We start from the raw sequence: 22,853 nt of genomic DNA, 5'->3' as shown, positions 1-22,853 counted from the left end.
TCAAGTACGAGTGCGTCTACCTGCGCGATCTGGAGAACGGCATCCAGGCACGCGACTGGATTGGGGCGTGGCTGCGGCTGTACAATGAGGAGAGGCCCCATTCGAGCCTCAGCAACGACAGGACCCCGATGGAGGAGTACCAACTGCAGAAGGCGGCATGATGACAACCCGTGGAGTCCACCTTAGCTCAGCCGCCAACCTGTCCAGGAAAGTAGGACCACTTCTCCTGTCGAATCGTCGGGGTAGCCCTTCTCGGTGCGGAGGCTGTTGCTGTAGGCGATGTTCTGCGGCGGCCCGTAGGCCTTGAAGTCGCTGTAGTCGATGGAGAACTCCCTCAATCTCGACAACATTCACCGTGTTTCACCAGCACGCGTCCTTCGTCAGATCGGGTGCACCGCTACTTGAGCGGAGCGCTCCGCAGGAGGTCCTCCGGCAGCTTCCTCCGGGCGTCGAGGATCTCAATGCCCAAGAGGCGCCCTTCGGAATCGAAGTCGAGGTTGATTTGGCCGTTCACTCCCTTCGGGTCGCATGGATAGGTCCGAGCTACGCCACTTGGGCCGATCTTGTCCTCAAGGTAGATGTAGGCCGCATCGGTCTTTGGATCGTAGGTGATCCTCATGGCACGGCCCCCATCAGGTTGTTGATGTAGTTAGGCGGAGCGCCAGGGATGACGGTGGTGATTGTGTTATCGACCGATCCAACAAACAGCCGAGATGCGGGATCATAGAAGCCCGTCTTCGTGACCCCGTCGTGGAGGTACTGGAAGGGCTTCTGGCTGCTGATTACGGCCTCGACAGCATCGAGCGACACTCCCCGTTCCGTGATGCGCTGCGCCGCATGTGACGAGACCTCCAACGTCCGCCCCGCACCATGCAGGAAGATCTGAGTCTCACCTACGGCGTTCGTGACGAACCTTGCCCCCCTTGCGGCCTCCCCGGCTCTGCCAAGGTCTCGCAGTTTCGAGAGCGCCCGCAGATTGTCGAACAGCTTCATGACCTTGGCCGCCCCGCGGCCGAGCTTCGCAAGGTCCCCGAAGAAGGGTACCAAGCCTGCTGTATTCAGCGCCGCTGCCCCCCAATGCCCTTGCGAGAGTGCGGCGATTCCTTGCACAAGATCCGCAAGATCGCCAATCCCTGGCACCACTCCTACCACATCGAGCGCAAGGCTCCCGACCTCCGCAATCGATAGCGGAACCTCGAAGGTCCCCAGGAAGACTGGAAAGCCAAACCGCGACGATGGCGCCCAGATCGCCCAGGTCGACACCGTTATCTCTTCCCCACCCGGTCCCAGCATTGTGCGTTCGCCGATTGGGATTATGAAGTGACCATCGGGGTCGATATTGCCCACGGGGTTGTTGCGGCAATAGGCGTAGCGATTCAGAGTCTGTGGGTCGTAGAGGTTCTGGTCGCGATCGTCCGGCTTGACGAAGAACCCGTACTCCGGGTCGTACATGCGGAAGTGATAGTCGTAAAGCCCGGTGGTCCCATCGAACTCCTGCCCCGTGAAGCGCCACTCGCTGCTGGCAGTGCCCGTGCGGCTGAGGTCCTTCCCCCACACATCGTACTCGATGTACTCCAGCAGCCCCCCCGACTCGTTGCTGATCGCGGCGACGCTGCCCTGGTGATTCAAGTGGTAGAACGAGACATCCGCGCCTGCGATCTTGACGAGGCGATGCCCGCCAAGCATCGCGTAGTGCACCCAGGCTCCATTCCGGTACTCGCACCCGGGGGAGTAGTAGGCGCACTCGACGGCGCCGTTGAGCGTCGATCGCACCTTGCGCCCGCCGACGCCATACTTGTACTCCACGACCGTGTCGGTGCCGCCAGCCTGGCCGCCACCACGTTCCATCTGTGGATCCGGATCGCCGCCACCGCTCTTCGCAATGACCACACGGTCCACCATGTTGAAAGCGTTGTAGGCGATGGCGCGTCGCTTGACGTGATCCGCGTCGCCGATCAGGGCCCCATTGACCATGTTTCCATCGACGTCGTACTGAAGGGGGTACTGCTTCGCCCCTCTGGTGAGTGCCGAGGGTCGATGCGCGCAGGCGCCGTCGATCGTATAGGTGGTTGTGACTCCGTCTTTCGTCTTGCTGAGGATGCTCCCTAGCGGTGAGTACGCCACCGCCAGATCATGCGTGAATCCGTTCTGGGCATCCCAGAGCTGGGAGTGCTCCAGGCGTCCTAGGGGATCATAGCCATAGATGTACTTGCGATTCGCGGACTCGGGGACCGCAGGCCAAGCGCCGTGCATGTCGATCTGCGTGCAGTACCCGGACATGTCATAGCTGTAGTGGTGGTGCAGGAGTGCCGTGCCATTCGCCGCGCGCACGGTAGCGAACTGCAGCCATGTCGAATCGTCGGGGTAGCCTTTCTCCGTGTTCAGTCCGTTGCTGTAGGTGATGTTCTGCGGAGGCCCATAGGCCTTGAAGTCGCTGTAGTCGATGGAGAACTCCCTCCCCGCCGACTCTGAGTAGATCCTCTGCAGGGTGTTCGTGCCCGGAAGGTAGTCATACTCTACCTTGAAGTTGCCGGGGTAGAGAAAGAGGACGTCAGTGGGGCGACTGAGCGTGTCGAAGCCATAATTGCAGAACCAGATCCCCGACTCCCCAGCAATCTGCGCGTTTTCTAACCGGAGGTTCCCATTCGGATCGTAGGCAAGGTACGTTCGCGTCTCATTCTCATTCTGAATCCGAGTGAGGCGATTCGTCGTTCCCGCGGCGTGGCATTCCGGTGTGTTGGCGCCGTACTCGTAGTCCCACAGCAACCCTCCGCTCCAATGCACTTCATCGAGGCGCCGAAGCGCGTCGTAGGTCCTCTGCTCGGTCTTGCCGCTGGCATGGGTGATCGTGGCAATATCATCGAACCCTGTTTCGTAAGTGATCCGCGTGACGCCTGTGTCTGGGTGATCGATCTCCACCAAACGGCCAGCGGGATCGTAGGCCCAGTGGTACTCATTCCCCAGGTCATCGCGAACGTAGATGATCTCCTCGTCAACCGCATACCGGTAGCGGGTCGCGTACGGCCCGTCCGGCATACCGTGCTCAATCACCGTGGCGATCCGCCCCAGGTGATCGAACTCGTACTCGGTCGTTCGGCCCTCGGGATCGGTCACCGTCTTGCGGGCGACGCCATACTCGTGCTGGGTGATCGCGGTGCCACCGTTCGCCGTTTGGGTATCGGTGAGCGGGCGACCAAGGCAATCATAGGTCGTCGTCGAGACCATACTGGCGTCCCAGTCGTCTGGATCACCCGGCCCTTGCCCCCAAGGCCCTTCTATCGATGGGCCCCATACACTCGTCTGCCTGCCGGCAAAGTCGTAGGCGTAGCGTGTTGAGGACGGGAAACCTCCGGTAACCGGCTGGTCTACCTGAACGGTATTGCCATTGAGGTCGTAGTACGTGCGCTCCTGAACGTACCTAGGCTCACCCGTTCCAGCGTCCACTCCAGCTCTACGCCGCACGGTGATGAGGGGCGAGGTCTCAAGTTCCAGGGAGGACCAACCCATATGATACTCGAAGTCATCCTCGTATGTGGTCAGGGTCTCCCCAAAGACCGATGGCCCCTCGAGCATGTAGAGGGTCTCCGTCGAAGGTCGACCTAGCGGATCGCAAGTGTAGACGGTCTTGTTCCCGTTGACGTCCCAGTGTTCCTTCAGTGATCCGAATCCGTGATCCCAATTGTACTCCTCCTCAAGGAGCACTTCGGTACCGAACTTCGACTGCACCTGAGTTGGATACCAGAAATCCGCATAGGTCGTTACAGTTTCCAAACCATTCGGGTACAGAACCTTCGTTCGGTTTCCCATCGCATCGTAGTCGTAATCCACGATGGTCTGTCCATCCGGCTGACCCAGCGCGCCCTTCGTGACCCGGTCCAGCATCCCCGTGGCCGGATCGTAGTCGAAGTGCAAGGCCCTGAACAGCTGCGGCACCGTACCCCCCTGCCCCCCAACGACTATGTATTCAGTGAACCACTTCTCTTCACTGGTTTTTCGCCACCACCATTCTCCCACGTTTTCCCACTCGGTCTCCACCGAGAGGGGCATGGTGTACCCAGCGAGGACTCCTCTCGGGTCTTCGATCGCCATGTGGCTGACGTTGCGGCAGGCTGGATCGTACCGAAGCGTTACCCGGCTTGTTGCCACCTCTTCCGGATCTGGTTCAGCTTCGAGATCGTACTCGTAGTGCACCACCTCATCGAGATGCACGAAAGCGTCATAGTCCCCATTCTCCTCAACCGTCCACACGTAGGTGTCCCGGCTGGCCGGCTCCCCACCCGGGAAGAAGATCTGCTCCTCGATGGGATGACCAACGCGATTCGGATCCTGGTGAAAGTGGGTGACCTTTCTCGAATTGTCCGGATTGGTGACGGTCACCTTCCCGAACCCCATGAACTCCTCGCGGTCCCTGTCGTAGAGGCCATCCTCGTACTCGTAGGTGGTCCGGTAGGTGTTCAGAAGGCCGTCTCGCCGGAACATCCTATCCACGACGTTCAGCACGACCGGCATTGACATCTCCGGGTACTCACGCGTGGTCTTGTACTCGAGCTGCACGAGGTCCAACGCCGAGTTGTTCCAGGCACCGCTGTTCTCGGTAGTTCGCCGGATCTTGATCAGCACGTTGTTGTAGACATCGGGAATCGGCGTGAAGAGGTAGTTCTCGTCTGACTGCGAGCCCTTGCGCAGGCTGAAGACATCGGCTTTGCCGTCGCCGGTGAAGTCGGCCACGAGGAGCATGTTTCCTAGCTTCCCAACGCCGAAGGGATAGAGCGGCGCGCCGTCTCCATTCAGGCACCCGCTCACGGGAACTAGACAGGGTACATTCGAATGCCCATGAACCTCTGCCTTGGTCCAGCGCATGACCTGCGCATGGGTGTCATCGGCGTAGTAGTTGCAGCGGTCCTTGACGACCAGAAACTCGGTACGTCCGTCGCCGTTGAAGTCGCCCGGGAGGAGTCGACTCATCGAGTTTAGGTGATCGAAGCAACATCCATCAGGTTGGTCCCATTCCTGCGGCCGGACCCAGTACTCGTCGAACAGGGACAATCCGAAAGCACACTGAAGGCCGTAGCGGTTCCAGCTACCCGGCCCATAGTGGCTGCACTCATCAAGGGCTGTGCTGCGGACCGACAGGAAATCTGCCTGCCCATCACCGTTAACGTCTCCAAGGACTGGATAGTACAATCGACATGACGTACTGCCGTCAGGTACCAAGTAGGTCAGCGCATGCTGATAGGCGAAGTCAGGGGGCTCATTGCTGTCCCACCCATAGGTATCCCCAGCGGGATCGTCCCACTTCTGACCATTCCTGTAGAACCCGGCCACCTCGTCGACGCTGACGATATCCGCGCGACCGTCGTTGTTGAAGTCGAGCACGATGTTGCCAAACCCAGTAGGCGGATTGCAGTAGACGGGGGCCCTCCACGCATCCGGCCCATAGTTCCAGAAGTCATGCGTGAAGGTCCCATCACCGTTCGAGAGCATGACGTAGAACCCCACGATGTCCCCGCCCTGATAGGGATCATGCCATTTGGGTTGCCAAAGGTCGGCAAGTCCGTCGTCGTTGAAGTCGCCGCCATGCAAGCGCATGAAGACGGTACCTTCCACGTTTCCCGGCAGTATCCAGTTGTGACCAACGACGGGTGCTGAAACAAGGTCAAAGCCGTCGAACGCTCCGTTGCCGGCGACCTTGCTGAGCCACGTGTAGGCCTCGTATCTATCAGTGACGTGGATCAAGTCCGTCCGCCCGTCGCCATTGAAATCGCCGGGCAGGTAGTACGGTCTGGCGCTGGGAGGGAGCCAGTGGGACCCGATCAAGTCGTACTCGGCCCCAGGGGTGAACTCGTATGTATGAAAGATCCCGTTCGGCTGTCCGAGGAGCACACAGCAGGCGGACTCCCCGAAAGGCTCCTCCTTATCCAGCAGGAATACGTCCGCGATTCCGTCTCCATTGTAGTCCCCCGTTACGCTATTCCTCCAGCTATCGTCGGAGAGCGTGAACGGCAGCGAGATGGGTACTGCCAGCCAATCGTCTGCCGAGCTTTGAACCGGATAGCGATAGGCAAACTCCTGACCGATGTACTCAGAGCCCTCCGCGTTCTTGCCCCGCCTGATCTGCGTGAGCATCAGGTCATCGTTCAGCGGACTCGTCTCATAGTCGAAGAAGTACCAATGTGTCGCCTGGCCCTGCGCGTAGCACACGATCTTCTTCAGTCGCCGGTCCATCTGGATTTTGAACCCGCGGCTATAGTCGCCCATGGTGTCGAACCGATCCACACCGTGAACGGGGTCTGAATAGTAGAACTGGATTGTGCAGTTGCTGTTCGCGTACCTGATCCGCTCCAAGTACAGGTAGCGGCCCTCGGTTGGGTTTGGAGGGCTTGCCTCTGGCCCCGTTTGTAGGTATTCGTAGATGATCGCGTTTCCGCCAGGAGCGGTGGCTCTCGAAAGGTAGAGCCCCGATTCACCGTGGTTACCGCTTCCAGGATAGGTGAACGCCAAGGACTCAAAGAACTCGTACACGATTCCGTTCTTGTCATACATCTCGCGGTCGCGGATCACGAGGAACTCGCCGTTGTCGTGCTTGAGCCGCTTCTCGATCGGCTGCCCCCCACCGTCGTAGATGGTGACTAGTTCTCGCCTCTCGCTTCCTGAGTAGAAGTAGTCCTCGTACATGTAGGGGACGCCGAGTCTCCAGCCCCGTCCGGCCACGCCAATCCCCGCGTTCGAGTTGTAGATGAGCTCTAGGTCGGGCTGAAAGCCATTGATCCCCGGAGGCACCTCGAAGTCGTAGGAATAGGAGAAGCTGCCGTCGAACTCCGAAGTACTAGGCGAGCCGGGCAATCCGGATGGTTCGCCGTCTGTGCGAAGAAGCTGTGGGTTCGCCGCTGGTGGATCCTCGTCCGCGGTCGAAACAGCGATCGCATTGCAGGTCAGCATCACGCTAGTCGCGGCCACCACCGCCAGGAAGCCTGCCCACTTCACTTCCACCTTCCCTTCTGCGCGGATCTTCCCTCGCTGCCGCCGCGGCTAATCCGAGAAGCCGCACGTGTCTGCCCAAGCAGGATAGGCAGCGCTGCGATGGACGATCAAGGAGAATATGTTCGAAAGTGGAGATGACGTAGGGTTTCTTTCGCACGATTGAGGAGGGGTGGCCCTCGATCTGGTCTAATGCGGTTGTCGAAGACCCATTGGACGCAGAGGAGGACCACCCGTGGGAGATTCTAGCACGAAACTGGGGAAAGTCATTCAGGTCGATGAGCAGCAGGTGAGGGAGCACCTCGGGGAGATCGTGCGCGGCACCGTGGAAGAGACTCTCAACAGCCTGCTGGACGCCGAGGCGGACACACTCTGCAACGCGAAGCGCTACGAGCGCAGTCCAGACCGGCTCGATACGCGGGCCGGCAGCTACCGCCGCGGTCTGGAAACCAAGGCCGGTAAGGTCGAACTGCGGATGCCCAAACTGCGCAAGCTGCCCTTCGAGACGGCCATCATCGAGCGCTACCGCCGGCGAGAAAGCTCCGTCGAGGAGGCCCTGGTGGAGATGTACCTGGCCGGCGTCTCCGTCCGTCGGGTCGAGGACATCACCGAGGCGCTTTGGGGCAGCCGCGTCAGCCCGAGTACAGTCAGCACGCTCAACCAGCGGATCTACAAGCAGATCGAGGAATGGCGCCAGCGACCGATCGACGGTGAGTTTCCCTACGTGTACCTGGACGGCATCTACCTGAAGCGGAGCTGGGGTGGCGAGGTCCGCAACATTGCCGTGCTGGTGGCCATCGGTGTCGCCGCGAGCGGCTATCGGCGGATCCTGGGGGTGTGCGAGGGCGGCAAGGAAGACCAGGCGAGCTGGCTGGATTTCCTGCGGCACTTGAAGCAGCGAGGCTTAATGGGTGTCCGCCTGGTGATCAGCGACAAGTGCTTGGGCTTGGTCGAGAGCGTCGGCGAGTGCTTTCCCGATGCCGCCTGGCAGCGCTGTATCGTGCACTTCTATCGCAACGTCTTCACGCTGGTGCCCAAGGGGAAGGTGCGGCAGGTGGCGGCGATGCTGAAGGCGATCCATGCACAGGAGGATCAGCGGGAAGCAATAGAGAAGCTCAAGGCCGTGGCCAAGAAGCTGCGGGCAATGAAACTGGCGAAGGCGGCCGAGCTCGTTGCCAGCGGTGGCGAGGAGACACTGACCTACTACGACTTTCCCAGCGAGCACTGGTGTCGGATTCGCACGAACAACCCCATGGAGCGGATCATGAGGGAGGTCCGGCGACGGACGCGCGTGGTGGGCTGCTTTCCCGATGGCGAGTCGGCGCTGATGCTGGTGGCGGCTCGCCTCCGCCACATCGCAGGGACGAAGTGGGGCTACCGCCGCTACCTCAGCATGGACCTCTTGAGCGATCAGGAGGAGCTAGCGAGCAAGGCGGCAAGCTGAGAAAAGAGGGACCAGCTCGAGGAGAGTTCCTCAGCAAATGTGCGAAAGATCCTGGACACTACCGCGTGGACGGCTCGATGAGCTGGCCGGCACAAAGCAGGCGCTTGAAGCGAGGCAGCAGAATATAGAACTGCCGGCGATCGACAAGGAGATGCTGGCTGCTCTGATCGACAACTTCGACCAGGTCATGGCCGCGGGGCCGAACCCCCACAAGAGAGACCTTCTCCACCGCCTGGTGAAGAAGGTCATCGTTCACGACCGCCGAACCGCCGAGATCTGGTACGCGCTACCAAACCCCGCTGGGTTCGTGGACAGTAACAATAGGCTCCCCGGGAAGGACTTGAACCTTCAACCCTGCGGTTAACAGCCGCATGCTCTGCCAATTGAGCTACCGAGGATCGACTACTTTCCGCGCTAGCCGCGCCCGGGCTCTGCGGCCCGCGGCAGGCTCCGCTTCTTCTTGGCCTTGTCGCTGCCCATCGCCTTGGCCTTGGCCTCGGCCTTCTCGGCGCGCTTCGTGCGCTTCTTCGCCTTGAACTCGCCGCCGACCAGCTCGAGGATCGCGACCTCCGCGTCGTCACCCTTGCGGATGCCGCCCTTGATGACGCGCGTGTAGCCGCCCGGCCGCTCCGCGTAGCGCGGCCCCAGCTCCGTGAAGAGCTTCTGCAGGACCGCGGGTTCCGTGAGGAAACGCGCCGCCTGCCGGCGCGCGCCGAGGTCGCCGCGCTTGGCGAAGGTGATCATCCGCTCGGCGTAGCGGCGGGCTTCCCTGGCCTTGGTCAGGGTGGTCTCGATGCGCTCGTGGGCAAACAGGCTCGTCACCATGTTGCGCAGCATCGCCCGCGCCTGGTCGGCGGGTCGGTTCAAGCGGTTGCCTCTGACTTGGTGTCGCATGACGTGTTCCTCGCTAGACTGTGTAGGGCCCGGCGGCTAGGCCTGGGCCTTCTCCTTCTCGGCACCCGCGCCCACCGCACTGAGCAGGCTGCTGACGTCCATTCCCCAGTGCAGGCCCATGCCCTCGAGGATCTCGCTGATCTCCTTCAGGCTCTTGCGACCGAAGTTGCGGTACTGGAGCATCTCGCTCTCGCTCTTGACGACCAGCTGGCCGATCGTCTTGATGTCGGCGGCCTTGAGGCAGTTCGCGCTCCGTACGCTCCCCTCCAGTTCCTCGACGTTGCGGGCGAGCAGCTCGCGCATGCGCTCCAGTTCCTCGTCGACCTCTTCCTCGGCGATGGCCATCGGCTCCTCATCGAAGTTGATGAAGAGATAGAGGTGGTCCTTGACGATCTTCGCCGCGTAGCCGAGGGCCTCCTCGGGCGTGATGGCGCCGTTCGTCTCGATCTCCAGGATGAGGCGGTCGTAGTCCGTGCGCTGGCCGACGCGGGTGTCCTCGATGCGGTAGTTCACGCGGCGGACGGGACAGAAGATCGCGTCCACCGGCACGACGCCAATCGAGGTGTCGGAGAGCTCGTGGTTCTCCGCGAGCACGAAGCCGCGGCCGTCGCTGACCAGGAGCTCGGCCCGCAGGTGCGCACCCTCGTTGAGGTGGCAGAGCACGAGGTCGGGGTTGACGATCTCCACCGCCGGGTCCTCGGTGATGTCCCGCGCCGTCACGGGCCCCGGCCGGCTGATGTCGAGGTACAGCTTGTGCGACATGTCGGTGTGCAGGCGGCAGACCAGCTGCTTGATGTTGATGACGATGTCGCTGACGTCCTCCATGACGCCCGGGATGTTGGTGAACTCGTGCAGCGCATCCTCGAACTTGATGGCGACGACGGCGGCGCCCTGGAGGCTGCTGAGCAGGGTGCGGCGCAGGGCGTTGCCGAGCGTGAGGCCGAAGCCCCGCTCGAGCGGTTCGACGGTGAAGCGCGTGAAGTACGGGGTCTCCCCGGACTTCTGGACCTCCACCTGCTTCGGCATGAGCACGTTCTTCCACTTCATGTGGAAAGCCTCCTTACTCGCCCAACGGCGACGGCATGTACGCGCGCGCGCAGACTATTTCGAGTAGAGCTCGACGATCAGCTGCTCCTGAACGTTCACGGGCATGTCCCCGCGCTCCGGCTCGTTCAGGTAGGTGCTCTCGAACGCGGTCTCGTCGAAGCTGACGTAGGGTACCCGTCCGCGCGCAGCCCGCTTCTTGATGGACTCCAGAATGAAGGGGTTGCTCCGGCTCTTCTGCCGCAAGCTGACTCGGTCGCCGGGCTTCAGCTCGTAGCTCGGGATGTTCACCGCCTGGCCGTTGACCAGGAAGTGCCCGTGGCTCACGAACTGCCGCGCCTGCGGGCGCGTCGCCGCGAAGCCCGCCCGGAAGACGAAGTTGTCCAGCCGCGCCTCGAGCATCTTGAGCAGGTTCGTGCCCGTCACGCCCTGCCGCCGCGCCGCTTCCTTGAAGTAGCGCCGGAATTGGCGTTCGAGGACGCCGTACATGTACTTCACCTTCTGCTTCTCGGCCAGCTGGAGCCCGTACTCGGACGTCTTGCGGCGGCGATTGCGCCCGTGCTGACCGGGCGGATAGGGCCGCTTGTCGAGCGGGTTCTTGTCGGTTTCGAAGATGTTCTCGCCGAAGCGTCGACTGATCTTGTGCTTCGGGCCACGATAGCGCGCCATGCGCTCGACCTCCTCTGATGCTCCGCGCCCCCGGGGGGCGTGTTTCCCCCGTTTCGCTTACATGCGCCGCCGCTTCTTGGGGCGGCAGCCGTTGTGGGGCATGCTCGTCTTGTCCTTGACGCCCGACACCTCGATGCCCGTGGCGTGGATCGAGCGGATCGCCGCCTCCCGCCCGGGCCCGGGGCCCTTCAGGTGGATCTCGCAGCGCTTGAGACCCAGGTTCATCGCCTCGCGCACGCAGCGATCCGCAGCGAGCTGGGCGGCGAAGGGCGTGCTCTTGCGGCTGCCCTTGAAACCCGAAGTGCCGGCGCTCGCCCAGGCGAAGACGTCCCCGCCCAGGCTGGTTGCCGTGATGATCGTGTTGTTGAAGCTCGACTTGACGTGGATCACGCCCAGCGAGTCCATCTTCCGAGTCTTCTTGCGGCCGCCCTTCGCGCGGGCGGTTGGCGTAGCCATCGTGATTCCTCCTCAGAATCTGCAGGCGGGTCCCCAGGCGGGGGCCCTCAACCCTGAAGGGGGGCCGGACGCCTGTGGCGTCCCGCCCCGGTTCCTAGCGACCGCGCTTCTTCGCGCCGGGACGGGCCTTGGGGCCCTTGCGCGTGCGGGCGTTGGTCTTGGTCCGCTGGCCGTGCACCGGTAGACCCTTGCGGTGACGCAGGCCCCGATAGCAGCCAATGTCCATGAGCCGCTTGATGTTCATGGAGATCTCGGTGCGCAAGGTGCCCTCGGTGCGGTACTCCGGCTTGTTCAGCTCGTCCCGCAGCAGGGCGGACTGCTCCTCCGTCAGGTTCTTCACGCGCAGATCCGGGCTGATGCCCGTCCGCGCCAGGACCTTCTGGCTCGTGCTGCGGCCCACCCCGTAGATGTAGGTCAGACCGACGACGATCCGCTTGTTGGCCGGCAGATCAACGCCTTGGATTCGGGCCAAAACAGTTCCTCCTTAGCGACCGGACTAACCCTGGCGCTGCTTGTGCCGGGGGTTCTTCTTGCAGATGACCCGCAGCACGCCATGGCGGCGAATCACCTTGCAGTTCTCGCACATCGGCTTGACCGAGGCTCGGACCTTCATTGCAACCTCTCTCAGCGTCGCTTCGCCGACGCTACTTGTACCGGTAGACGATGCGCCCCCGAGTCAGATCGTAGGGCGAGAGTTCCACCGTCACCTTGTCTCCCGGCAGGATGCGGATCAGGTGCATGCGCATCTTGCCAGCTACGTGGGCGAGGACCGTGTGGTTGTTCTCGAGCTCGACGCGAAACATGGCGTTCGAGAGCGCCTCGATCACGGTTCCTTCCACCGAGATGGCACCTTGCTTGGCCACTGCTCCTCCGCGCCGCCGGCGCCTAGGCGGTGAGGATCACGGGACCGGACTCCGTGATCGCCACCGTGTGCTCGAAATGGGCGGACAGCTTGCCGTCCGCAGTCACCACGGTCCACTCGTCGGCCAGGGTGCGCACGGCCTCCCGGCCCTCGTTCACCATGGGCTCGATCGCCAGCACCATGCCCGGCACCAACTCGGGGCCCTGCCCCGCCTGGCCGAAATTGGGCACCTGGGGCTCCTCGTGCAGGGACCAGCCGATGCCGTGGCCGACCAGGTCGCGCACGACCGAGAAGCCGTGCCCCTCGACGAAACTCTGCACGGCGTGGGAGATGTCTCCCAGCCGCCGCCCGGCTTGCGCCTGGGCGATGCCCACCGCCAGCGAGTCCCGCGTCACGTCGAGCAGGCGCTGCGCCTGCGGGTTGAGGCGACCGACGCCGTAGGTCTCGCAGGCGTCAGCGTAGTAGCCGCCCTTCTCGACCCCGACGTCGATGCTCACCAGGTCCCCCTCGACGAGCGCGCGGGACCCCGGGATGCCGTGCACGACCGCCTCGTTGATCGAGATGCAGGCGTTGCCCGGAAAGCCGTGGTAGCCCTTGAAGGCCGGCCGCCCGCCTTCCCGCGCGATGCTCTCGCGCACCAGCTCGTCGAGCTCGGCGGTGGTCACCCCAGGCCGCACGGCGGCGCCGGCGCTCGTCAGCGCCCGGCGCAGGATGCTCCCCGCAACGCGCATGGCCTCGATGTCCGCCTTGCTCTTGAGCCGGATCATGCCGACTCGCTGCTCCCGAAACGATCGCGCAGGATCGAGAAGATGGCGTCCGTCACCTGCTCCATCGGTTGCGCGCCGTCGATCCGCACGACCTTGTCGTGATTCTCGTAGTAATCGATCACCGGCCGCGTCTGCTCCTCGTAGACCGCCAGCCGGTCCCGTATCGTCTGGGCGCGATCGTCGTCGCGCTGGAAGAACTGCCCCCCATCGGGCGCCGGCCCCGCGGCCGGGATCTCCCCCGCTGGGTCGGCCAAGTGGTCCAGCTCCTCGCGGCTGTAGATGCGCCCGCTCACGCGGTTCACCCGCCGCCCGCTCAGCCGTCGGACCACCTCCTCGGGCTGGACCTGGATCAGCAGCCCGAGGTCGACCTCGCTCTCGGCCGCGCTCAACAGCCGGCTCAGGCCTTCCGCCTGCGGCCGCGTCCGCGGGAATCCGTCGAGGATCCAGCCGCGTTCGCAGTCCGGTTGCTGCAGTCGCTTGCCGACCATGGCGAGGACGATGTCATCCCCCACCAGCCGGCCGGTCTCCATGATCGCCTGCGCACGGCGCCCGAGTTCGCTGCCCGCCGCCACCTCCGCCCGCAGGATGTCCCCGGTCGAAATGTGCGCCAGCCCATAGCGCGCCTTGATCCGCACCGCCTGGGTTCCCTTGCCGGAGCCCGGCGCCCCCAGGATGATCAGCCGCACGTCTACCTCCGCCCCCGCAGGCGTCCCTTCTTCATGAAGCCGTCGTAGTGACGCATGAAGAGGTGGCTCTCGATCTGCTGCAGGGTATCGAGCATTACACCCACCACGATCAGCAAGCCCGTCCCGCCGAAGTAGAAGGGGACGCGGAACTGTCGGATCAGGATGTCGGGCAGGACGGCGATGAACGCCAGGAAGAAGGCGCCCGGCAGCGTGATCCGGCTCAAGGCCCGATCGATGAAGCCGGCGGTGCTCTTGCCCGGCCGGATGCCGGGGATGAAACCGCCGAACTTCTTCATGTTCTCCGCCATGTCCACGGGGTTGAGGACGATGGCCGTGTAGAAGTAGGTAAAGAAAATGATGATCAGCGTGTACAGAACGATGTACAGCGGCGTCCCCGGTGACATGAAGCGGGTGATCGTGTCCATCGTCACGTTGCCCTGGAACATGCTCGAGATCGTCGCCGGGAACATCACGATCGACTGCGCGAAGATGATCGGGATCACGCCGGCCGTGTTCACGCGCAGGGGGATGTGCGTGTTCTGCCCGCCGTAGACGCGCCGGCCCACCACCCGCTTCGGGTACTGGACCGGGATCCGCCGCTGGCCCTGGGTCATGAAGATGATCCCGGCGATCACGCGCACCATCATGACCAGCATCACCAGGCCGCCCAGGTAGCTCATCTGCTTCGTGCGCAGGGCCTGGACGGTGTTGAAGAGGTCCAGCGGGTAGCGGGCGATGATGCCGATCGTGATGATCAGGCTGATGCCGTTGCCGATGCCCCGTTCGCTGATCTGTTCGCCCAGCCACATCACGAAGATGGTGCCCGTCGTCAGGGTCAGCATCACCAGCAGCTTGAACCCGAAGCCGGTCGTCGCGACGACATCCGGGCCCATCGACTCCAGGAAGACGGCGACGCCGAAGCTCTGCAGGGCGGCCAGCAGCACCGTGCCGTAGCGCGTGTACTGGTTGATCTTCTTGCGCCCCTCCTCGCCCTCCTTCGCCAGCTTCTCGAAGTAGGGCACCACCGCCTGCAGGAGCTGCAGGATGATCGAGGCGCTGATGTACGGCATGATGCCCAGGGCGAAGATCGTCGCCTTGGACAGATTGCCGCCGGCGAAAAGGTCATAGAGCGCAAGGATGCCGCCGCCCTGGCCGCGGAAGAAGTCCTCGATGGCCAGGCGGTTCACGCCCGGCAGCGTGATGTGGCTGCCCAGGCGGTAGACGATCAGCAGCAGCGCCGTGAAGATGATGCGCTTGCGCAGATCCGGAATCTTGAACGTGCTCTGAAAGCTCGCGAGCATCTGGGGCTGTTCTCCTCGTCTGTGAGGCCGTTCGCCGCACCGGCGCCTAGAGCGCCACCTCGACCTTGCCGCCGGCCTGCTCGATCAGCGCGCGCGCCCTGGCGCTGCAGGCGTCCACGCGCACGGTGAGGGCGCGGGTCACCTCGCCGTCGCCGAGCAGCTTGACCGGACGGTTGCGCTTGCTGATCAGACCCGCCGCATGGAGCGTGGCCGCCGTCACCTCGGTCCCTTCCGGGAGGCGCGCCAGCTGCCCCACGTTCACCGGCTGGTACTCGCGCCGGAACAGGTTCGTGAAGCCGCGCTTGGGCACGCGCCGCTGGATCGGCATCTGACCGCCCTCGAACCAGGGCCGGTGCTTGGAGCCGGCGCGCGCGTGGTAGCCCTTGTGGCCACGGCCGGCGGTGCCGCCCTGCCCGCTGCCGGGGCCGCGGCCGCGCCGCTTGTCGCCGCGCGTCGCGCCCGGCGCGGGCTTGAGATCGTTGAGCTTCATGACGCCTCCGTCTCCTCGACGCGGACCATGTGCTTGACCTTGAACACCATGCCGCGGATCTGCGGGGTGTCCGTGTGGGTCACCGTGTGGTGCAGGCGCCGCAGCCCGAGGGCCGCGATCGTGCGCTTGGCCTTCAGCTTGTTGCCGATCACCGACTGCGTCTGGGTGATCTTGAGCAGCTTCGCCATGGCTACGCCTCCTCCTCGCGGCGAATACCGAACATCCGGCTCACCGAGATGCCGCGCCGCTTGGCGACGTCCGAGGCCGACTGCATCCGGCGCAGGCCCTCCATCGTGGCCCGCACGAGGTTGTGCGGGTTGTTGGAGCCCAGCGACTTGGTGAGGATGTCCGAGATCCCCGCCGCCTCGAGCACCGCGCGCACCGGACCGCCGGCGATGACGCCCGTACCGGGCGCGGCCGGCTTGAGCAGCACCCGACCGGCCCCGTAGTGCCCGACCAGGCGGAAGGGCACGGTCCGGTTGTCGAAGCGCTGGACGCTGACCATCCGCTTGCGGGCGGCCTCGGTCCCCTTGCGCACGGCCTCGGAGATCTCCCGGGCCTTGCCCAGGCCGGTCCCCACCTGGCCGTTGCCGTCGCCGACCGCGACGAGGGCGGTGAAGCTGAAGTTCTTGCCGCCCTTGACCGTCTTGGACACGCGGTTGATCGCGACCACCTTCTCGATCAGGTTCGAGCGCTCTTCCTCCGGCTGTTCGCGGCGGCGGCGCGGTCGCTGCTCCCGGTCCTTGCCTCCTCGGATCACCTTTGTTACCCCCTGGTCTGCCTAGAACTCGAGTCCGGCCCGACGCGCGGCTTCGGCCAGGGCCTTGACCCGGCCGTGGAAGAGAAAGCCGCCGCGGTCGAACACCACGGACGTGATACCCTGGGCCTTGGCCGCCTCGGCGATCGCCTCGCCGACGGCGCGCGCGCTGGCCATCCGCGCCGACTCGCCCGCCTTGGGCGTCGCCTTGAGCTTGAGGCTGCTCGCGCTGGCGAGCGTCACGCGCTGCTTGTCGTCGATGAGCTGCGCGTAGATGTTCGTCAGGCTGCGGTAGACGGACAGGCGCGGTCGCTCGGCGCTGCCGCTCAGGTCCTTGCGGATGCGCTGGTGGCGCTTGGCGCGCTGCGCCTTGCGGTCGAATGCCTTGACTGCCATGGCTGCTCCTAGCCCTTCGCCGAGGCCTTGCCGGCCTTGCGGTTGATCGTCTCGCCCTTGTAGCGGATCCCCTTGCCCTTGTAGGGCTCCGGCGCGCGCCAGGCCCGGATGTTCGCCGCCGTCTGGCCGACGAGCTCCTTGTCGTGGCCGATGATGCGAATCTGCGTCGGCTGCGGCACTTCGAAGCTGATGCCCTCGGGCGGGCTGACGACGACCGGGTGCGAATAGGCCAGGGCCATGTGCAGGTCCTTGCCCTTCAACTCGGCGCGGTAGCCGACGCCGACGATCTCCAGCTCCTTGACGAAGCCGGCGGAGACGCCCTCGATCATGTTCGCCAGCAGCGTGCGGGTGAGCCCGTGCTGGGCCCGGTGCGTGCGCGACTCGCTGGGCCGCTCGACGCGCGCCTCGCTGCCCGCGATGACGACCCGCATCTCCGGGTTCAGCTGGCGGCTGAGCTCGCCCTTGGGACCCTTCACCACGCAGCTGCCGTCGGCCTGCGCAGTGATGCTGACGCCCTTGGGCAGCGGAATCGGTCTCTTGCCAATGCGCGACATGTGACTGCCTCCGAATCTCCAGCTACCAGATCTGACACAGGACTTCGCCGCCGACGCCCCGCTGGCGGGCTTCGTGGCCGCTGAGAATGCCCTGGCTCGTGGACAGGACGACGAGCCCGTAGCCGCCGAGCACGCGCGGGATCTCACCCTTCTTGGAGTAGATCCGCCGCCCGGGCCGGCTGACGCGCTGCAGGCCCTCGATCACGGGCCCGCTGTCGTCGTTGTACTTCAAGTAGATGCGCAGGAGGCCCTGCCGCCCATCTTCCACGAACTTCACGTCGCGCACGTAACCCTGTTCGCGCAGGATCTTCGCGATCTCGCCCTTGATCCGGGAAGCCGGGATGTCCACGCGCGTGTGCTTGGCGCGGCTGGCGTTGCGAATCCTCGTCAGGAAGTCCGCAATGGGATCAGTCATCGACATGCTCTAACCCTCGTTTCGCTTCTCGGAGTCCGGTTACCAGCTGGCCTTGACGATGCCCGGGATCTCCCCGCGCAGGGCCATTTCGCGGAAGCAGATGCGGCAGATGCCGAACTTGCGCATGTAGCCCCGGGGCCGCCCACAGCGTCGGCAGCGCGTGTAGCTGCGCACGTCGAACTTGGGCTTCCGGCTGGACTTCACGATCAGGCACTTCTTGGCCACGCTGACACCTCTGTGCGTTTCCCCGCTCGGGACTAGTTGCGACGGAAGGGCATGTTGAGCTGCCGCAGCAGTTCCATCGCTTCCTCGTCCGTCTCGGCGCTGGTGACGAAGTTGATGTCCATCCCCTGGATTCGGGTGATCTTGTCGAAATCGATCTCCGGGAAGATGATCTGTTCCTTCAGGCCGAGGTTGTAGTTGCCCCGACCGTCGAAGCTCTTGCTGGGCACGCCGCGGAAGTCGCGCACGCGGGGCAGCGCCACGTTGACCAGGCGGTCGTAGAACTCCCACATGCGATCGCCGCGCAGGGTGACCTTGAGCCCCACGGGCATGCCCTCGCGAATCTTGAAGTTCGCCACCGATTTGCGCGCGGCGTTGACGCGCGGTTTCTGGCCGGTGATCGTCGTCAAGTCGGTTTCGGCCGCCTTGATCAGGGCCTCGTTGCGGGAACCCTCGCCCACGCCCATGTTGATGACGATCTTCTTCAGCCGCGGCACCTGCAGCGGGTTCGCGTAGCCGTACTTCGCCTGCAGCGCAGGCGCCACGGTCTCCTTGTAGAATGCCTTCAACCTCGCCATGTCCGTTTCCTTTCCTCCTGCGCAGGGCCCGGCGCGCGTCGCCGGATACCGCCGCGCTAGGGACGCGAGCCCTTCTCGAGTCGCCGCAGGTTCGACACGTGGATGGGCGCCTCCTGCTCGATGATGCCGCCCGGGTCCGTCTGGCTGCGCCGCTTCCGGTGGCGCTTGACCATGTTGACCTTCTCGACGATCACGCGCTCCTTGTCGGCGAAGACCTTGAGCACCTTCCCCTTGACGCCCTTGTGGGCGCCCGCGATGACCTCGACGGTGTCGTTCTTACCGATCTTCACAGCTGCACCTCGCTAGAGCACTTCGGGCGCGAGCGACACGATCTTCATGAATCGCTTCTCGCGCAGTTCACGCGCCACGGGACCGAAGATGCGCGTCCCCACCGGCTCGTTCTGCTGGTTGATGATCACGGCCGCGTTCTGGTCGAAGCGGATGTAGGACCCGTCGCGGCGGCGCACTTCCTTGCGCGTGCGCACGACCACGGCCCGCGCGACCGTGCCGTTCTTGACCGTGCCGTTGGGCAGGGCCTGCTTGACCGCCACCGTGATGATGTCGCCGACCGTCGCGTACTTGCGGCGCGTGCCGCCCAGGACCTTGATGCACTGAGCCTTCTTCGCGCCCGAATTGTCCGCGATGACCAACATGGTTTCCTGCTGGATCATTTTCCCCTCGCCCCCTTACTCGGCGCGCTTGACGATCTCGAAGACGCGCCAGCGCTTGGTCTTGCTCAAGGGACGCGTGGCCATCACGCGGACCAGGTCGCCGACGCGGCAGCTGTTCTCCGCGTCGTGGGCGACCACCTTGCTCGTGCGGTTGTAGTAGCGCTTGTAGCGCGGATGCGGAATCCGCCGCTCGACGCTGACGACGACCGTCTGCTGCATCTTGTCGCTGACGACCGTGCCCAGCAGGGTCTTCCGCAGATTCCGGGCCTTCTCTTCCATCCTCGACTCCTATCCTAGAGAGCCTGCTCGCGCCGGCGCTCGGCGAGCTTGGTCTTGATCCGCGCCAGGGCGCGACGCGCCTTGCGGATGCTGAGCGGGTTGTTGAGCTGGTTGAGCCCGTGGCGGAGCTTCATGGTGAAGAGCTCCTCCGCCATCTCCTTCTCCTTCGCGACCAGCTCGGCGACGCTCAGATCCCGCAGTTCCGTGCTCTTCATGGCCGTCTCCTCATGCCTCGCGGGTCACGAACTTCATCTTCGCGGGGAGCTTGGCGGCGCCCAGCCGCATCGCCTCGCGGGCGACGTCCTCGCCCACGCCCTCCAGCTCGAAGACGACGCGCCCCGGCTTGACCACGGCGACCCAGTACTCCGGGTTGCCCTTGCCCTTGCCCATGCGGGTTTCTGCGGGCTTGATCGTGATCGGCTTGTCCGGGAAGATCCGGATCCACAGCTTGCCGCCGCGCTTGACGTGGCGGGTGATCGCGACGCGGGCAGCCTCGATCTGCCGGCTGGTGATCCAGCAGGGCTCCTCGGCCTGCATGGCGTACTGCCCGAAGGCGATGCTGCTCCCCCGGTAGGCGAAGCCGCGCATGCGCCCCTTCTGGGTCTTGCGGTGCTTTACGCGCTTGGGCATCAACATGGCTTAGATGGCCTCCTGCACCTGATTGCTCAGCTCGCGCCTGAAGTCCCGCGGGAAGACGTCGTTCACGTAGACCCAGACCTTGACGCCGATGGTGCCGAAGGTCGTCTTGGCCGTCGAGGTGCCGAAGTCGATGTCCGCGCGGAGCGTGTGCAGCGGCACCATGCCGTCGTGGTACTGCTCGACGCGCGCGATCTCGGCGCCGCCCAGGCGACCGCCGCACTGGATCTTGATCCCCCGCGCGCCCATGCGCATGGCGGAGGTGATGGACTTCTTCATCGCCCGGCGGAAGCTGACGCGGTTCTCGAGCTGCGAGGCGACATGCTCGCTGACCAGCTGGGCGTTCAGCTCGGGCTTCTTCACTTCCTTGATGTTGAGGTAGACCTGCTTGGCGGTCAGCACGTTGAGCTGGTCGCGCAGCATGTCCACTTCCTGGCCCTTGCGGCCGATCACCATGCCCGGGCGCGCGGTGTGGATGTTCACCGTCACCTTCTTCGTCGAGCGCTCGATGGTGACCCGGGCGATGCCCGCGCGGTGCAAGCGCTGGCGAACGAAACGGCGGATCAGCACGTCCTCGTTGAGCCAGTCGGCGTAGTTTTTGCCCGCGAACCAGCGCGAGTCCCAGGTCCGGATGACGCCGAGACGAAAGCCGGTCGGATGCGTCTTCTGCCCCACGGTGCTCCTCCTTACTTCTGGCCCAACTCGACGAAGAGGTGACTGGTGCGCTTGCGGACCCGGTAGGCCCGGCCCTGGGCGCGGGCACGGATCCGCTTCATCGTCGGCCCCTCGTCGGCCCGGATCGTCGCCACGAAGAGGCGATCGACATCGACGGGATTCTGCTCGTTGGCGAGATCCGTGGCGTTGGCCAGCGCCGACTTGATCACGCGATAGATGGGCAGCGCGGCGCCCTTGTTCATGAGCTTGAGCATGCTCATCGCCTGGTTCACGTTCATCCCGCGCACCAGGTTGGCCACCTGGCGCATCTTGAACGGCGAGATTCGCACGAACTTGGCGCTAGCCTTGGCAGGCATCACTGACCTCCGATCGCCTTACTGCTTCTTGCCGGAGTGAGCGCGGAAGGTGCGGCTGGGGGCGAACTCGCCCAGCTTGTGCCCGACCATGTTCTCCGTGACGTAAACCGGGATGAACTTGTTGCCGTTGTGCACCGCCAGGGTGTGCCCCACGAACTCCGGCGAGATCGTGCTGCGCCGGGCCCAGGTCTTGACCACGCGCTTCTCGTTCTTCGAGTTCATCGTTTCCAGCCGCTTGAGCAGGCGCAGCTCGATGTAGGGACCCTTCTTCAGTGAACGCGACAATTCCTTGCCTCCTCAGTCTGGCTAGGCCGACTTGGACTTCCGCCGACGGACGATGAAGCGGTCGGTCGGGTTGTTCTTCTTGCGGGTCTTGTAGCCCTTCGTCGGGGTGCCCCAGGGCGAGACCGGATGCCGGCCGCCCGAGGTCTTGCCCTCGCCGCCGCCGTGCGGGTGGTCGAAGGGGTTCATGGCGACGCCGCGCACCTTGGGCCGCCGGCCGCGCCAGCGCGCCGCGCCGGCCTTGCCCAGCACTGCGTTCTCGTGGTCGATGTTGCCGACCTGGCCGAGCGTGGCGTAGCAGTTGCCGTGCACCTGGCGGACCTCGCCGCTGGGCATGCGCAGCAGGCAGTAGTCGCCGTCCTTGGCCATCAGCTGGACGCCGGCGCCGGCGCTGCGCGCCATCTGCCCGCCCTTGCCGATCTTCAGCTCGATGTTGTGCAGCGTCGAGCCGAGCGGGAACTCCTTCAGCGGCATCGCATTGCCGACCTTGATCTCGACGCCGGAGCCGGCCTCCACCCGATCGCCCACCTTGAGCCCGTTCGGCGCGAGAATGTAGCGCTTCTCGCCGTCGGCGTAGCGCAGCAGGGCGATGCGCGCGGAGCGGTTCGGGTCGTACTCGATCGTCGCCACCGTGGCCGGCACGCCGCGCTTGTCACGCTTGAAGTCGATGATGCGATACATGCGCTTGTGGCCGCCACCGCGGCGCCGCATCGTGATGTGGCCGTGGTTGTTGCGGCCCCCGCTCCGGTGCAGCGGCTCGAGCAGGCTGCGCTCGGGCTTGTCCGCAGTCACGTCCGCGAAGTCGGAGACCGTGCGGTAGCGCTGGCTGGGGGTCCGGGGCGTGAACTTCTTGATTCCCATGCTCTCTCTCCTCGCCGCGCGATCAGCCCTGGGTGACGACGTCGATGGTCTGGCCTTCGGCCAGGGTGACCATGGCCTTCTTCCAGTCGGCGCGCTTGCCGGAGAAGCGGCCGAGCCGCTTGACCTTGCCCTGCACGCTGAGCGTGCGCACGTCCGCGACCTTCACCTTGAATACGGTCTCGACGGCGCGCTTGATCTCCGGCTTGTCCGCCCGGCGATCCACCTCGAAGACGTAGATGTTCCGCTCGCGCAGGGCGTTGCTCTTCTCGGTCAGCAGAGCGCGCCGGATGACGTGATAGGCGTTCTTCATGCCCCGAAGACCTCCTTGATCTGCTCGAGGGCCGGCGCGGTGACGACCAGCTTGTCCGCCCACAGCACCTGGTAGGCGTTCAGCTCGCGGCCGACGATGAAGTCCAGGTTGCGCAGGTTGCGCGCCGACTTGCAGAGCTCCAGGTGGTAGTCGTCCAGGACGAGCAGGATCTTCTCCCGGCCCTCGCTGAGGCCCATGGCGCTGATCAGCGCCTTGAAGTCCTTGGTCTTGGGCGCCGCCAGGGTGAAGTCCTTCACCACGAGCACGTCG

The 22,853-nt window shown here is 64.4% G+C and carries 34 protein-coding genes and 1 tRNA gene; 2 read left to right on the top strand and 33 right to left on the bottom strand.

What is annotated here, in order from left to right; all coding sequences use genetic code 11:
- Positions 1 to 161: transposase (locus tag FJ251_04475; GenBank protein MBM4116987.1), on the top strand; the 161-nt coding region annotated here is incomplete at its 5' end.
- Positions 162 to 397: 236 nt separating this feature from the next.
- On the opposite strand, the gene FJ251_04470 is transcribed toward FJ251_04475, so the two are convergent.
- The gene (locus FJ251_04470; GenBank protein ID MBM4116986.1) at positions 398 to 619 is read right to left on the bottom strand and encodes a DUF2283 domain-containing protein; all 222 of its coding nucleotides are present in this window, start codon (positions 617 to 619) and stop codon (positions 398 to 400) included.
- Positions 616 to 6,990: a hypothetical protein gene (locus FJ251_04465; protein MBM4116985.1), complete on the bottom strand. Its 6,375-nt coding sequence runs from the start codon at positions 6,988 to 6,990 to the stop codon at positions 616 to 618. Before FJ251_04465 ends, FJ251_04470 begins: the two co-directional genes overlap by 4 nt.
- 244 nt (positions 6,991 to 7,234) lie before the next feature.
- Here FJ251_04465 and FJ251_04460 point away from each other — a divergent pair, with 244 nt between their 5' ends.
- On the top strand, positions 7,235 to 8,422 hold the full coding sequence (locus FJ251_04460) for an IS256 family transposase (GenBank protein ID MBM4116984.1): 1,188 nt from the start codon (positions 7,235 to 7,237) through the stop codon (positions 8,420 to 8,422).
- Positions 8,423 to 8,480: 58 nt separating this feature from the next.
- On the opposite strand, the gene FJ251_04455 is transcribed toward FJ251_04460, so the two are convergent.
- The 31 genes from FJ251_04455 to rplD form a co-directional block, all read right to left on the bottom strand.
- The gene (locus tag FJ251_04455) at positions 8,481 to 8,678 is read right to left on the bottom strand and encodes a hypothetical protein (GenBank protein MBM4116983.1); all 198 of its coding nucleotides are present in this window, start codon (positions 8,676 to 8,678) and stop codon (positions 8,481 to 8,483) included.
- A 66-nt stretch (positions 8,679 to 8,744) separates the two neighbouring features.
- Positions 8,745 to 8,820, bottom strand: a tRNA-Asn gene (locus FJ251_04450).
- 16 nt (positions 8,821 to 8,836) lie between these two features.
- The gene (locus FJ251_04445; GenBank protein MBM4116982.1) at positions 8,837 to 9,316 is read right to left on the bottom strand and encodes a 50S ribosomal protein L17; all 480 of its coding nucleotides are present in this window, start codon (positions 9,314 to 9,316) and stop codon (positions 8,837 to 8,839) included.
- Positions 9,317 to 9,352: 36 nt separating this feature from the next.
- The gene (locus FJ251_04440) at positions 9,353 to 10,363 is read right to left on the bottom strand and encodes a DNA-directed RNA polymerase subunit alpha (protein ID MBM4116981.1); all 1,011 of its coding nucleotides are present in this window, start codon (positions 10,361 to 10,363) and stop codon (positions 9,353 to 9,355) included.
- 54 nt (positions 10,364 to 10,417) lie between these two features.
- On the bottom strand, positions 10,418 to 11,029 hold the full coding sequence (gene rpsD, locus FJ251_04435; GenBank protein MBM4116980.1) for a 30S ribosomal protein S4: 612 nt from the start codon (positions 11,027 to 11,029) through the stop codon (positions 10,418 to 10,420).
- Positions 11,030 to 11,086: 57 nt separating this feature from the next.
- The gene (rpsK, locus tag FJ251_04430; protein MBM4116979.1) at positions 11,087 to 11,485 is read right to left on the bottom strand and encodes a 30S ribosomal protein S11; all 399 of its coding nucleotides are present in this window, start codon (positions 11,483 to 11,485) and stop codon (positions 11,087 to 11,089) included.
- A 94-nt stretch (positions 11,486 to 11,579) separates the two neighbouring features.
- Complete coding sequence (gene rpsM / locus FJ251_04425; protein ID MBM4116978.1) at positions 11,580 to 11,957, bottom strand: 30S ribosomal protein S13; 378 nt, start codon at positions 11,955 to 11,957, stop codon at positions 11,580 to 11,582.
- A 24-nt stretch (positions 11,958 to 11,981) separates the two neighbouring features.
- Complete coding sequence (rpmJ, locus tag FJ251_04420) at positions 11,982 to 12,098, bottom strand: 50S ribosomal protein L36 (protein ID MBM4116977.1); 117 nt, start codon at positions 12,096 to 12,098, stop codon at positions 11,982 to 11,984.
- 31 nt (positions 12,099 to 12,129) lie between these two features.
- The gene (gene infA, locus FJ251_04415; protein MBM4116976.1) at positions 12,130 to 12,348 is read right to left on the bottom strand and encodes a translation initiation factor IF-1; all 219 of its coding nucleotides are present in this window, start codon (positions 12,346 to 12,348) and stop codon (positions 12,130 to 12,132) included.
- Positions 12,349 to 12,370: 22 nt separating this feature from the next.
- Entirely contained in the window at positions 12,371 to 13,114 is a 744-nt protein-coding gene (gene map, locus FJ251_04410; protein MBM4116975.1) for a type I methionyl aminopeptidase, read from the bottom strand.
- The gene (locus tag FJ251_04405) at positions 13,111 to 13,800 is read right to left on the bottom strand and encodes an adenylate kinase (protein ID MBM4116974.1); all 690 of its coding nucleotides are present in this window, start codon (positions 13,798 to 13,800) and stop codon (positions 13,111 to 13,113) included. The genes map and FJ251_04405 overlap by 4 nt, the downstream gene beginning before the upstream one ends.
- A 2-nt stretch (positions 13,801 to 13,802) precedes the next feature.
- Positions 13,803 to 15,101 carry a preprotein translocase subunit SecY gene (secY, locus tag FJ251_04400; protein MBM4116973.1) on the bottom strand — a complete coding sequence of 433 codons (1,299 nt, stop codon included), beginning with the start codon at positions 15,099 to 15,101 and terminating at the stop codon, positions 13,803 to 13,805.
- Positions 15,102 to 15,147: 46 nt separating this feature from the next.
- A complete protein-coding gene (locus FJ251_04395; GenBank protein ID MBM4116972.1) occupies positions 15,148 to 15,591 on the bottom strand; it encodes a 50S ribosomal protein L15 in 444 nt (147 codons plus the stop codon).
- The gene (rpmD, locus tag FJ251_04390) at positions 15,588 to 15,779 is read right to left on the bottom strand and encodes a 50S ribosomal protein L30 (protein ID MBM4116971.1); all 192 of its coding nucleotides are present in this window, start codon (positions 15,777 to 15,779) and stop codon (positions 15,588 to 15,590) included. Before rpmD ends, FJ251_04395 begins: the two co-directional genes overlap by 4 nt.
- Positions 15,780 to 15,781: 2 nt before the next feature.
- On the bottom strand, positions 15,782 to 16,348 hold the full coding sequence (locus FJ251_04385) for a 30S ribosomal protein S5 (protein ID MBM4116970.1): 567 nt from the start codon (positions 16,346 to 16,348) through the stop codon (positions 15,782 to 15,784).
- A gap of 24 nt (positions 16,349 to 16,372) precedes the next feature.
- Positions 16,373 to 16,744: a 50S ribosomal protein L18 gene (locus tag FJ251_04380; protein ID MBM4116969.1), complete on the bottom strand. Its 372-nt coding sequence runs from the start codon at positions 16,742 to 16,744 to the stop codon at positions 16,373 to 16,375.
- Between the two features lie 8 nt (positions 16,745 to 16,752).
- Complete coding sequence (locus FJ251_04375; GenBank protein MBM4116968.1) at positions 16,753 to 17,298, bottom strand: 50S ribosomal protein L6; 546 nt, start codon at positions 17,296 to 17,298, stop codon at positions 16,753 to 16,755.
- Positions 17,299 to 17,320: 22 nt separating this feature from the next.
- The gene (gene rpsH / locus FJ251_04370) at positions 17,321 to 17,719 is read right to left on the bottom strand and encodes a 30S ribosomal protein S8 (GenBank protein MBM4116967.1); all 399 of its coding nucleotides are present in this window, start codon (positions 17,717 to 17,719) and stop codon (positions 17,321 to 17,323) included.
- A gap of 33 nt (positions 17,720 to 17,752) precedes the next feature.
- Positions 17,753 to 17,938 carry a type Z 30S ribosomal protein S14 gene (locus tag FJ251_04365; protein ID MBM4116966.1) on the bottom strand — a complete coding sequence of 62 codons (186 nt, stop codon included), beginning with the start codon at positions 17,936 to 17,938 and terminating at the stop codon, positions 17,753 to 17,755.
- Between the two features lie 32 nt (positions 17,939 to 17,970).
- On the bottom strand, positions 17,971 to 18,513 hold the full coding sequence (gene rplE / locus FJ251_04360) for a 50S ribosomal protein L5 (protein MBM4116965.1): 543 nt from the start codon (positions 18,511 to 18,513) through the stop codon (positions 17,971 to 17,973).
- A gap of 56 nt (positions 18,514 to 18,569) precedes the next feature.
- Positions 18,570 to 18,803, bottom strand: coding sequence for a 50S ribosomal protein L24 (rplX, locus tag FJ251_04355; GenBank protein ID MBM4116964.1), 234 nt, complete (start codon positions 18,801 to 18,803; stop codon positions 18,570 to 18,572).
- Between the two features lie 12 nt (positions 18,804 to 18,815).
- Positions 18,816 to 19,184, bottom strand: coding sequence for a 50S ribosomal protein L14 (gene rplN, locus FJ251_04350; GenBank protein MBM4116963.1), 369 nt, complete (start codon positions 19,182 to 19,184; stop codon positions 18,816 to 18,818).
- 15 nt (positions 19,185 to 19,199) lie between these two features.
- Positions 19,200 to 19,463 (bottom strand): 30S ribosomal protein S17, encoded by a 264-nt coding sequence (rpsQ, locus tag FJ251_04345; GenBank protein MBM4116962.1) that lies wholly within the window; start codon positions 19,461 to 19,463, stop codon positions 19,200 to 19,202.
- A gap of 14 nt (positions 19,464 to 19,477) precedes the next feature.
- Positions 19,478 to 19,678 carry a 50S ribosomal protein L29 gene (locus FJ251_04340; GenBank protein ID MBM4116961.1) on the bottom strand — a complete coding sequence of 67 codons (201 nt, stop codon included), beginning with the start codon at positions 19,676 to 19,678 and terminating at the stop codon, positions 19,478 to 19,480.
- Between the two features lie 10 nt (positions 19,679 to 19,688).
- Positions 19,689 to 20,099, bottom strand: coding sequence for a 50S ribosomal protein L16 (gene rplP / locus FJ251_04335; GenBank protein MBM4116960.1), 411 nt, complete (start codon positions 20,097 to 20,099; stop codon positions 19,689 to 19,691).
- 3 nt (positions 20,100 to 20,102) lie between these two features.
- Positions 20,103 to 20,774, bottom strand: coding sequence for a 30S ribosomal protein S3 (gene rpsC, locus FJ251_04330; protein MBM4116959.1), 672 nt, complete (start codon positions 20,772 to 20,774; stop codon positions 20,103 to 20,105).
- Positions 20,775 to 20,785: 11 nt separating this feature from the next.
- Positions 20,786 to 21,133, bottom strand: coding sequence for a 50S ribosomal protein L22 (locus FJ251_04325; GenBank protein ID MBM4116958.1), 348 nt, complete (start codon positions 21,131 to 21,133; stop codon positions 20,786 to 20,788).
- A gap of 15 nt (positions 21,134 to 21,148) precedes the next feature.
- Positions 21,149 to 21,415, bottom strand: coding sequence for a 30S ribosomal protein S19 (gene rpsS / locus FJ251_04320; protein MBM4116957.1), 267 nt, complete (start codon positions 21,413 to 21,415; stop codon positions 21,149 to 21,151).
- A 21-nt stretch (positions 21,416 to 21,436) separates the two neighbouring features.
- The gene (gene rplB, locus FJ251_04315) at positions 21,437 to 22,273 is read right to left on the bottom strand and encodes a 50S ribosomal protein L2 (protein ID MBM4116956.1); all 837 of its coding nucleotides are present in this window, start codon (positions 22,271 to 22,273) and stop codon (positions 21,437 to 21,439) included.
- A 22-nt stretch (positions 22,274 to 22,295) separates the two neighbouring features.
- On the bottom strand, positions 22,296 to 22,583 hold the full coding sequence (locus FJ251_04310) for a 50S ribosomal protein L23 (protein ID MBM4116955.1): 288 nt from the start codon (positions 22,581 to 22,583) through the stop codon (positions 22,296 to 22,298).
- Positions 22,580 to 22,853 (bottom strand): 50S ribosomal protein L4 (gene rplD / locus FJ251_04305; GenBank protein MBM4116954.1); only part of this gene is annotated, 274 nt, incomplete at its 5' end. The genes FJ251_04310 and rplD, both read right to left, overlap by 4 nt.

The sequence above is a fragment of the bacterium genome, assembly GCA_016873475.1.
In the GTDB taxonomy this organism is placed as follows: domain Bacteria; phylum Krumholzibacteriota; class Krumholzibacteriia; order JACNKJ01; family JACNKJ01; genus VGXI01.
This window is presented reverse-complemented; position numbering and strand designations above follow the sequence as displayed.